The organism is Pseudomonas sp. NPDC089554, from assembly GCF_050280645.1.
In the GTDB taxonomy this organism is placed as follows: Bacteria; Pseudomonadota; Gammaproteobacteria; order Pseudomonadales; family Pseudomonadaceae; genus Aquipseudomonas.
The window spans coordinates 1-10250 of sequence record NZ_JBNNVR010000132.1; the positions used below are offsets into that span (position 1 = coordinate 1).

Here is a 10250-nt window from a genome sequence, read left to right on the forward strand (position 1 = left end):
AGCAGTAGAACCTATCTCAGCACGCTTGAACGAGGCCTGAAGCGGCGATGGCGTCAAGGCTGCGGCCTCAGACCGCGCGGTTGATCTTCACCCAGGCTGCGAAGCGGTCGATGAAGCCTTGCAGGAACGGACGGGTCTTGTCGCTGAGCTTGCCGCTGTCATCGAACAGCGCCGCGACCCCACCGATGTACGCCTCGGGCATCTGCATGCACGGCATGTCGAGAAACACCAGCGACTGGCGCAACGCATGGTTGGCACCGAAGCCGCCGACGGCCCCCTGCGAAGCGCTGGCCACGGCCGTAGGCTTGCCACCCCAGGCGCTCTGCCCATAGGGACGCGAGCCAACGTCGATGGCATTCTTCAGGCACCCAGGTACCGAGCGGTTGTATTCCGGGGTCACGAACAGCACGGCGTCGCTCTTGCGCACCTCGTCGCGAAAACGTTTCCACGCCTCGGGCACCGCCTCGGCCTCGACATCTTCGTTGTACAGCGGCAGATCGCCGATTTCGACGATCTTCAGGGAAAGGCTGGAGGGTGCCAGCTCACTCAGGGCGCGGGCGACCTTGCGGTTGTAGGAGTCCTTGCGCAAGCTGCCGACAATGACCGCTACTGAATAGACCTGGCTCATGGCGTTTTGCAACCTCTACTGAAAAAGGACGAGTTGTAGTTATAGATGACCGATTCTCGATGCCGAGGTTTTTTTCCATCGTTCGGAAAACTTACCTCGGGCTTCGCAGGTCTATGACCTCAAACAGTTCCCAAATATTTCAGAGGTTTCAACCCAAGATGGCAGCAGTAATGGTCGGTCAATTCCACGCCCGCGACGCCGAAGGCCGCGTCTACCCGGTGCACGAATTCCAGGAATCCACCTTGCAGGCCGATGGCAGAGCCGTGGGCTTGCCGATCACCACCTACCGCCTGGCCATTGGCGACCGGGTCAACCACTTGGGCGAAGACCGTTTCGAGCTGGTCCAGAGTGGCGTCGAAATCATTCGCATTCCTTGACGCCAACCAAGCGGGTCAGCCTGCAGAAGGCTCCGTGAGCGTCTGCCACATCGCTGGCGCCCCCGCCGACTTGGCGATCGCCGCCAAGCGCTCGGCATGGGCCTCCAGCTCCTCGGCCGAAGCCTGGAGCACCGGCCCCGGCTGACGCCCGACGATACGCCGGATCTCGCTGCCGCCACTGCCCTGCCCCGCGTCATCCTCGCCCCCATGCCCGGCCAGCGACAGGCTGGTCTGGCCACCGGTCATCGCCAGGTAGACATCAGCCAGCAATTCGGAGTCGAGCAACGCGCCGTGCAGGTCACGGCCGGAGTTGTCGATGCCGTAGCGTTTGCACAAGGCATCGAGGCTGTTGCGCTGGCCCGGGTGGCGGGCCCTGGCCATCATCAGCGTGTCGAGGATGGTGCAGTGCTGCGAGATATCGGCGCGGTCATTCTGGCCCAGCAGGGCGAATTCGTTGTTGATGAAGCCAACGTCGAACGCCGCGTTGTGGATGACCAGCTGCGCGCCCTGGATGTACTCGAAGAACTCCTCGGCCACATCGGCGAAGCGCGGCTTGCCGACCAGGAAGGCATCGGTGATGCCGTGCACCCCGATGGCGCCTTCATCGCTCTCGCGATCCGGCTGCAAATAGACGTGGAAGTTACGCCCGGTGAGGCGTCGGCCAATGACCTCGACGCAACCGATTTCGATGATCCGGTGGCCTTCGCCGACCGGCATACCGGTGGTTTCCGTATCGAGGACGATCAGGCGTTTATCTTGCTGCTGCTCCACGCGGGCGGCTCCAACTGACATCTGTGAAAAGGTCCGCAGTATACCTCAGCGCTTGCCGCGCAGCTCATCGACACCGCGGTTGGCCAACTGGTCGGCACGCTCGTTACCGGCATGGCCGATATGCCCGCGCACCCATTTCCAGGTGACCTTGTGGCGGTTGACCTGCTCGTCGAGCTGCTGCCACAGGTCGGCATTCTTTACCGGTTCCTTGGCGGCGGTCTTCCAACCGCGCTTCTTCCAGTTGACCATCCACTCGGTGATGCCTTTCATCACGTACTGCGAGTCGGTGGTCAACACCACCTCGCACTCACGCTTGAGCGCCGCCAGGCCCTGGATCGCGGCCATCAGTTCCATGCGGTTGTTGGTGGTCTCGCGCTCGCCGCCCCACAACTCCTTCTCGACACCTTTGTAGACGATCAACGCACCCCAGCCGCCCAGGCCAGGGTTGCCCTTGCAGGCACCATCGGTGTAGATCTCGACGCTTTCGCTCATGTACCGCCTTCGTTCGCTTGCAGGTTGTTCGAGGTGAATGGCGGGGAGTCAGGGTTCGCTGCGCCGGCGGTTGACCTTGGCCAGCGGCAGCGGCAGCAGTTTGCCCATCGGCTCGCGGCGCTCCTGGCGCAGGGGCCTGAGGCCCACCACCATCTTGCGTGCTACCAGCAGGTAGACGCCGCCTCCGGCAGCTTGCCAGCCCCCAGCCATCCGCTCCCAGCCAGCCAGGCGCTGTTGCCAGACCGGCGAGGCAAGCGGCGGACGATAGCACCCGAAGCGGCGTTTCTCCAGCGCGAAGCCCAGCAGGTTGAGCCAGTCGCCCACCCGCGAAGGCGAGATGCAGCGCGCCTTGCGCAACACGCCGCGGCCGAAGAAATGACGCATACCCCAGCTGCTCCAGGGGTTGATGCCGACGATCAGCAAATGCCCGCCCGGGCGCACCGCACTGGCCGCCTCGCGCAGCAGGCCATGGGGCGACAGGCTGAAATCCAGCCCATGCTGCAGCACCACCACGTCGGCGGCATGCTCGGACAGCGGCCAGGCCTGCTCCTCGCAGACGATCTCCACCCCCGGCAACGGCGCGCCGAGGCGCACGTTGCGCTGCACCTGCGGTGCATTGGGCGGTGGCTCGGCACAGGGGCCGTAGTGCACCAGGAAGCCGCCGAAGAAGCGCGCCAGTTCCTCGTCCAGCAGCCGTTCTTCTTCCTTGAGCATGAGCTGCCCGATCGGCCCGTTGAACCAGTCGCGGGCCAGGCTTATCAGCTCGATCCACTCTGGGTCGGCCTGGGCGAAGGCTTGGTCAGTCATTGCGTTCTCCCTAGAAGGTTTATCCGATCGTGCCATCACGGCTAAGATGCCTTCATGTGCCACGCTTGGCGACTCGGATCCGCATCATGATACAGATCGTTGCCCTTCCCGCTTTTTCCGACAACTACATCTGGTTGTTACAGGATACTGCCAAACACCGCTGCGCGGTGGTCGACCCCGGCGACGCGGGGCCGGTGCTGAAGTGGCTCGACCAACACCGAGGCTGGGTATTGGAAGACATCCTCATCACCCACCACCACAACGACCATGTCGGCGGCGTGCTGGCCTTGAAACAGGCCAGCGGCGCGCGGGTCTGCGGCCCGGCCGGGGAAAACATTCCCTGCCGCGACCTGGCCCTGGACGACGGCGACACGGTCACCGTGCTGGGCCTGCAATACCAGGTGTTCGCCGTGCCCGGGCATACCCTGGGCCATATCGCCTATTACACTGCGCAATCGGACACGCCGCTACTGTTCAGTGGCGATACCTTGTTTGCCGCCGGCTGCGGTCGCTTGTTCGAAGGTACGCCCGAGCAGATGCACGCCTCCTTGCAACGCCTGGCGGCCCTGCCCGAGCAAACCCAGGTGTACTGCGCCCATGAATACACCTTGAGCAACCTGCGCTTCGCCAAGGCGGTAGAACCCCAGAACCCGCACGTTCTCCAACGCTTCGACGACGTTACCCAGGCCAGGCAAGAGGATCGCATCACGTTGCCTTCCAGCATCGGCCTCGAGCGCCTGACAAACCCCTTTTTGCGTACCGCTGAAATATTCGTTAAACAAAAAGCAGACGAATGGAAGGGCCATTCCAACGACACCCAAGCCGCTGTTTTTGCTGCCTTGAGGTCTTGGAAGGACCGCTTCTGATAACCTCAAGATATATCGCACACCCAGCGCAATGGTTGACCCGGCCGGGACCGGTTTCTAGAATCGCCCAACTTTTTTGCCCGGAAACACTTCCCAGCCGATGTCTTCCCTTAGCCGCAGAACCTCTCATTCCGTCGCCTTGAGGCGCCTGGCCCAAGCCAGTGCGCTGGCCCTGGCCGCCACCTTGGTGGGCTGCCAGAGCACCCCTCGGGTCGACGATTCCGAACATGTTCGCGCGCAGAATTACCAGGCTCGGTTCAAGTACAAGCCCGCTCCGCTGGCGGTCAAGCCGGTGGAACAACAGGCGCCGCAGGATGTATGGGAGCGCATGCGCAGCGGTTTCACCCTGCAGGGCAGCATCGACGTCAACCCGCGCATCGAACAACAGCGCCTGTGGTTCGCCAGCAACCCGTCGTTCCTCAAGACCGCCGGCGAGCGTGGCAGCCTCTACCTGCACTACATCGTCGAGCGCCTCGAAGAACGCGACATGCCGCTGGAGCTGGCCCTGCTGCCGGCCATCGAAAGCGCCTATAACCCGATGGCCTACTCCCACGCCCACGCGGTTGGCCTGTGGCAGTTCATTCCGTCCACCGGGCGTCACTTCAACCTGCGCCAGACCAATTTCTACGATGGCCGCCGTGACATTACCGCCTCAACCAACGCCGCGCTGGATTACCTGACCCGCCTGCACGACATGTTCAACGGTGACTGGCTACTGGCGCTGGCCGCCTACAACTCTGGCGAAGGCACAGTCAGCCGGGCCATCGAGCGCAACGAGCGCCTGGGCCTGCCGACCGACTACTGGAACCTGCCCCTGCCCCAGGAAACCCGCGACTACGTGCCCAAGCTGCTGGCCCTGTCGCAGGTGGTCATGACCCCGCAAGCGTACGGCGTGAACCTTAGCCCGATCGCCAACGAACCCTACTTCGAGGCCGTCGCCATCAGCGACCGCCTCGACCTGTCGCGGGTCGCCGCCTTCGCCAATATCGACGAAGACGAGCTGATCCAGCTGAACCCTGCCTTCAAAAAGCGCATGACCGTGGACGGTCCCCAGCAACTGCTGGTGCCGACTGCCAAGGCGCAGCTGCTGTCCAGCAGCCTGTCCAACCTCAAGCCCGAGGAGTTGGTCAGCCTGCAACCGCAGAAGGCCGTGTTCGAAGCCGCCCTGGCCGAGGCACCGCCTGCCGGCACCCGCAGCTACAAGGTCAAGCGTGGTGACAACCTGGGCAGCATCGCCAAGGCCAACCGGGTGTCGATCAAGGACCTGCAAAGCTGGAACCGCCTGCCCGGCAACCGCCTGCAAGTCGGCCAGGTACTCGCCCTGCGCGGCGGCAACGCCCCCAGCACGGCCGCCAACCGCGTGGCCGCGGCCAAGCAGCGTTCCACCCAGTACAAGGTGCGCAAGGGCGACTCCTACTACCTGGTGGCCAAGCGCTTCAATGTCGAGATGCAGCACCTCAAGCGCTGGAACCCACGCAGCGGCAAGGCGCTCAAGCCAGGGCAAACCCTGACGGTCTACCTGGCACACTGAGGCGACACCATCGCGGGGCAAGCCCGCTCCCACAGGGACGACGCCGCGCTCACGTACGGCGCCCAACCTGTGGAAGCGGGCTTGCCCCGCGATGTTTTGCAAACCCACTGCCCGCCTTGCCAGGTACCCTTTTTCCATCCCATACAAGCTGTTACTGTACCCGGAACCTAGCCCAACGCCCGGACCGGATCGCCAGCTTTGATACGACCCCTGCTCCTGTCTCTGACCCTGGCCTTGAGCTTCCCCGCAGTCGCGATGGTGAGCGAAAGCCACGGCTACGCGCAGTTCGGCACGCTCAGGTATCCGGCCAGCTTCACCCACTTCGACTGGGTCAACCCGCAAGCCCCCAAGGGCGGAACCCTGCGGGCCATGGCGTTCGGCACCTTCGACACCCTCAACCCCTACACCTTCAAGGGCACCAGCCCCGTCAGCACGCCGAACTTCCAGCAGTACGGCGTGAACGAGCTGAACGAAACGCTGATGGTCGGCACGGGCCAGTACGACCCCTCCGGGGATGAACCCACCTCCAGCTACGGCCTGATCGCCCGCTCGGTGGAATACAGCGAGGACCGCAGCTGGGTGGTGTTCAACCTGCGTCCGCAAGCACGTTTCCACGACGGCCACCCGATCACCTCGGCGGACGTGGCGTTCTCCTACCGCACCCTGCTCAAGGAAGGCCACCCGATCTACCGCACCAACCTGCAGGAAGTGCAGCGGGTGGATATCCTCGGGCCGCTGCGTATCCGCTTCGTCTTCAAGCGCGCCGGCAACCCGCTGCTCATCCTGCGCCTGGGCGAAATGCCGGTGCTGCCCAAGCACTACTGGCAAGGCCGCGACTTCAAGGCCACCACCTTCGAGCCGCCGCTGGGCAGTGGCCCGTACCGCATCACCCAGGTGCAGCCGGGGCGGCGCCTGGTGTTCGAACGGGTCAAGGACTACTGGGGCAAGGACCTGCCGGTGAACCGCGGCAAGTACAATTTCAACCGCGTCGAATACGAGTTCTACCGCGATGCCGTGGTGGCCTTCGAAGCCTTCAAGGCCGGCGAGTTCGATATCTACATCGAGCACCAGGCCAAGAACTGGGCCAACGGCTACAACTTCCCGGCCATTCGCCGGGGCGAAGTGATCAAGGCGCAGATCCCGCACCGCATCCCCACCCAGACCCAGGGCCTGTTCATGAACACCCGCCGGGCCACCTTCGGCGACCCTCGGGTACGCCAGGCGCTGGGGCTGATGTTCGACTTCGAGTGGACCAACCGCGCCCTGTTCAGCAGCGCCTATCGCCGCTCCACCAGCTACTACCCCAACAGCGAATTCACCGCCAGCGACCTGCCCATCGGCAAGGAATGGCTGCTGCTGGCCCCCCTGCGCGAGCAACTGCCCGCGAAGCTGTTCACCGAGCCCTTCAAGGTCAGTCAAACAGACGGCAACGGCATTGGCCGACACACCCTGCGCCAGGCCCTGGCGCTGTTCGCCGAGGCTGGCTGGAAGCTCGACGGCCAGCGCCTGGTCGACGCCAAGGGCCAGCAACTGCGCCTCGAGCTACTGCTGGTGAACCCGAACCTTGAGCGCATTCTCCAGCCTTATATGGAGAACCTCGCCAGCATCGGCATCGACGCGCGCCTGCGCACGGTCGACCGCGCCCAGTACAAGCAGCGCCTGGACCACTTCGACTTCGACATGATCCTCATGACCCTGGGCCAGACCCTCAGCCCGGGCCTCGAGCAATGGCTGTACTTCCACTCCAGCCAAGCCTCGATCAACGGCAGCAAGAACTACGCAGGGGTGAAGGACCCGGTGGTCGACCACCTGCTCGACACCCTGCTCGCCGCACAAAGCCGCGACGACCAGGTCGCCGCCACCCGCGCCCTGGACCGGGTGCTGTCGTGGCACTACTACATGATTCCCAACTGGTATCTCGACAATCACCGCCTGGCCTACCGCAACCGGTTCGCCTTCGTCACCACGCCGCCCTACACCCTGGGCCTGAACAGCTGGTGGCTAAAGTCTTCGGAGAAAGCCAAATGATGCCACTGCACCGCCTGGCCGCAGGCCTGCTGTTCGCCTGCCTGAGCCTGCCCGCGTTGGCCGCGCCGCAACACGCCCTGACGCTCTACGACGAGCCGCCCAAGTACCCGGCGAACTTCAAGCACTTCGACTACGCCAACCCCGACGCGCCCAAGGGCGGCACCTTCCGCCAGTCGCTGTACGGCAGTTTCGACAGCCTCAACCCCTATATCAGCAAGGGCGTGCCGCCCGACGACATCGGCCTGATCTACGACACCCTGACGCGCCACAGCCTGGACGAGCCGTTCACCGAATACGGCCTGGTCGCCAGCAAGATCGAAAAGGCCCCCGACAACGCCTGGGTACGCTTCTACCTGCGCCCCGAGGCGCGCTTCCACGACGGCCACCCGATGCGCGCGGATGATGTGGTGTTCACCTTCAACACCCTTATCGAGAAAGGCGCCCCGCTGTACCGCGGCTACTATGGCGACGTCGCAGAGGTGGTGGCGGAAAACCCGCTCACCGTCTTGTTCAAGTTCAAGCACAAGAACAACCGCGAGCTGCCGCTGATCCTCGGCCAGTTGCCAGTGCTGCCCAAGCACTGGTGGGAAGGCCGCGACTTCACCCGTGGCAGCCTGGAAGTGCCGCTGGGCAGCGGCCCCTACCGCATCGGCGAGGTCAAGGCCGGGCGCTCGATCCGCTTCGAGCGGGTCAAGGACTACTGGGGCAAGGACCTAGCGGTCAACCGCGGCATGTACAACTTCGACGTAATGAGCTACGACGCCTTCCGCGACAACACCGTCGCCCTCGAAGCCCTCAAGGCCGGCCAGTTCGACTTCTGGCAGGAGATGGCCGCGAAGAACTGGGCCAATGCCTATAACGTGCCAGCAGTACGCGAAGGCCGCCTGATCAAGGAAGAGATCCTCAACGGCAACCCCACCGGCATGCAGGGCTTCATCTTCAACCTGCGCCGCCCGGTGTTCCAGGACGTGCGCGTACGCCAGGCGCTGAGCCTGCTGCTGGACTACGAGTGGACCAACAAGCAGCTGTTCAGCGGCGCCTACACCCGCACCGACAGCTACTTCGACAACTCCGAAATGGCAGCTACCGGCCTGCCGACACCCGATGAGCTGAAGATCCTCGAACCGCTGCGCGGGCAGATTCCCGAGCAGGTGTTCACCGAGGCATTCCACAACCCGGTCAGCGACGCCAGCGGCATGATCCGCGACCAGCAGCGCAAGGCCTACCGCCTATTGCAGGACGCGGGTTGGAAAATCGTCGACGACAAGATGGTCGACGCCCAGGGCAAGCCGGTGGCCATCGAGTTCCTGCTGGCCCAGCCCGAGTTCGAGCGGGTGCTGCTGCCGTTCAAGCGCAACCTCGCCGACCTCGGTATCGAGCTGACCCTGCGCCGTGTGGATGTGTCCCAGTACATCACCCGCCTGCGCTCGCGCGACTTCGACATGATCGTCGGCAACTTCCCGCAATCCAACTCGCCCGGCAACGAGCAGCGTGAGTTCTGGACCACCACCGCCGCCGACAAGTCCGGCAGCCGCAACTACATGGGCCTGCGCGACCCGGCCGTCGACCAGTTGGTGGAGCAGTTGATCAACGCCGACTCGCGCCAGAGCCTGGTCGCCCACACCCGTGCCCTGGACCGCGTGCTGCTGTGGGGCTACTACGTGATCCCCAACTGGCACATCAAGACCTGGCGCGTCGCCTATTGGAACCACATCGGCCACCCGAAGGTCTCCCCCAAGTACGACATCGGCATCAACACCTGGTGGATCAAGCCCGACGTCACCCCTGCGGTGAGCGAGCCAGCCACGCCAGCCCAGGACGAGGCGAACTGACATGCTGGCTTACATCCTGCGGCGCCTGCTGCTGATCATCCCGACGCTGTTCGGCATCCTCATTATCAACTTCATCATCGTCCAGGCCGCGCCTGGCGGGCCGGTGGAGCAGATGATCGCCAAGCTCGAAGGCTTCGAGGGTGCCACCAGCCGCATTGCCGGTGGCGGCGCCGAGGTCTCGGTGGCGGGCTCCAACTACCGCGGCGCACAAGGCCTGGACCCGGCCCTGATCGCCGAGATCGAGCGCATGTACGGCTTCGACAAGTCAGCGCCCGAGCGCCTGTGGATCATGGTCAAGAACTACGCCCAGCTGGACTTCGGCGACAGTTTCTTCCGCGACGCCAAGGTCATCGACCTGATCGCCGAGAAGCTGCCGGTGTCGATCTCGCTGGGGCTGTGGAGCACGCTAATCATGTACCTGGTGTCGATTCCGTTAGGCATCGCCAAGGCGGTGCGCCACGGCAGCCACTTCGACGTCTGGACCAGCTCGGCGATCATCGTCGGCTACGCCATCCCCGCCTTCCTGTTCGCCATCCTGCTGATCGTGCTGTTCGCCGGCGGCAGCTACTTCGATTGGTTCCCGCTACGGGGCCTGACCTCGAACAACTTCGAGGAGTTGTCCGCCACCGGCAAGATCCTCGACTACTTCTGGCACCTGGTGCTGCCCATCACCGCCCTGGTGATCGGCAACTTCGCCACCATGACCCTGCTGACCAAGAACAGCTTCCTCGACGAGATCAACAAGCAATACGTGGTCACCGCCAAGGCCAAGGGCCTGAGCCGCCCACGGGTGCTATACGGCCACGTGTTCCGCAACGCCATGCTGCTGGTGATCGCCGGTTTCCCCTCGGCGTTCATCGGCATGAAGTTCATCTGGGTCAGCTTGCTGACCCCATCGACCAGCTCGGCGACGGTTTC

10 protein-coding genes are annotated in these 10250 nt (G+C 63.9%); 6 read left to right on the plus strand and 4 right to left on the minus strand.

Features of this window, described 5'->3' with window-relative positions:
- Positions 1–67 precede the first annotated feature (67 nt).
- Positions 68–628: an NADPH-dependent FMN reductase gene (locus tag ACQKPE_RS24600; RefSeq protein ID WP_427669272.1), complete on the minus strand. Its 561-nt coding sequence runs from the start codon at positions 626–628 to the stop codon at positions 68–70.
- 158 nt (positions 629–786) lie between these two features.
- On the opposite strand from ACQKPE_RS24600, the gene ACQKPE_RS24605 reads away from it, so the two are divergent.
- A complete protein-coding gene (locus ACQKPE_RS24605; protein WP_427669273.1) occupies positions 787–1005 on the plus strand; it encodes a hypothetical protein in 219 nt (72 codons plus the stop codon).
- A gap of 15 nt (positions 1006–1020) precedes the next feature.
- Here the strand turns inward: ACQKPE_RS24605 and dnaQ are convergent, their stop codons facing one another.
- From dnaQ to ACQKPE_RS24620, 3 genes are read right to left on the minus strand one after another with little or no spacing between them, the layout of a single operon-like run.
- Positions 1021–1776, minus strand: coding sequence for a DNA polymerase III subunit epsilon (gene dnaQ / locus ACQKPE_RS24610; RefSeq protein WP_427669280.1), 756 nt, complete (start codon positions 1774–1776; stop codon positions 1021–1023).
- Between the two features lie 45 nt (positions 1777–1821).
- A complete protein-coding gene (rnhA, locus tag ACQKPE_RS24615; protein ID WP_427669274.1) occupies positions 1822–2268 on the minus strand; it encodes a ribonuclease HI in 447 nt (148 codons plus the stop codon).
- Between the two features lie 48 nt (positions 2269–2316).
- Positions 2317–3075 carry a class I SAM-dependent methyltransferase gene (locus ACQKPE_RS24620; RefSeq protein ID WP_427669275.1) on the minus strand — a complete coding sequence of 253 codons (759 nt, stop codon included), beginning with the start codon at positions 3073–3075 and terminating at the stop codon, positions 2317–2319.
- 86 nt (positions 3076–3161) lie between these two features.
- Between ACQKPE_RS24620 and gloB the strand changes: the two genes are divergently transcribed.
- From gloB to ACQKPE_RS24645, 5 genes are all read left to right on the plus strand, one after another.
- Complete coding sequence (gene gloB / locus ACQKPE_RS24625; protein ID WP_427669276.1) at positions 3162–3941, plus strand: hydroxyacylglutathione hydrolase; 780 nt, start codon at positions 3162–3164, stop codon at positions 3939–3941.
- A 100-nt stretch (positions 3942–4041) separates the two neighbouring features.
- Positions 4042–5472, plus strand: a complete 1431-nt coding sequence (locus tag ACQKPE_RS24630) for a transglycosylase SLT domain-containing protein (RefSeq protein WP_427669277.1) — start codon at positions 4042–4044, stop codon at positions 5470–5472.
- A 201-nt stretch (positions 5473–5673) separates the two neighbouring features.
- Positions 5674–7500: an extracellular solute-binding protein gene (locus ACQKPE_RS24635; RefSeq protein ID WP_427669281.1), complete on the plus strand. Its 1827-nt coding sequence runs from the start codon at positions 5674–5676 to the stop codon at positions 7498–7500.
- On the plus strand, positions 7497–9332 hold the full coding sequence (locus tag ACQKPE_RS24640; protein ID WP_427669278.1) for an extracellular solute-binding protein: 1836 nt from the start codon (positions 7497–7499) through the stop codon (positions 9330–9332). The genes ACQKPE_RS24635 and ACQKPE_RS24640 overlap by 4 nt, the downstream gene beginning before the upstream one ends.
- A 1-nt stretch (position 9333) precedes the next feature.
- Positions 9334–10250, plus strand: a 917-nt coding sequence (locus ACQKPE_RS24645) for an ABC transporter permease subunit (RefSeq protein ID WP_427669279.1), incomplete at its 3' end; no start/stop codon positions are given.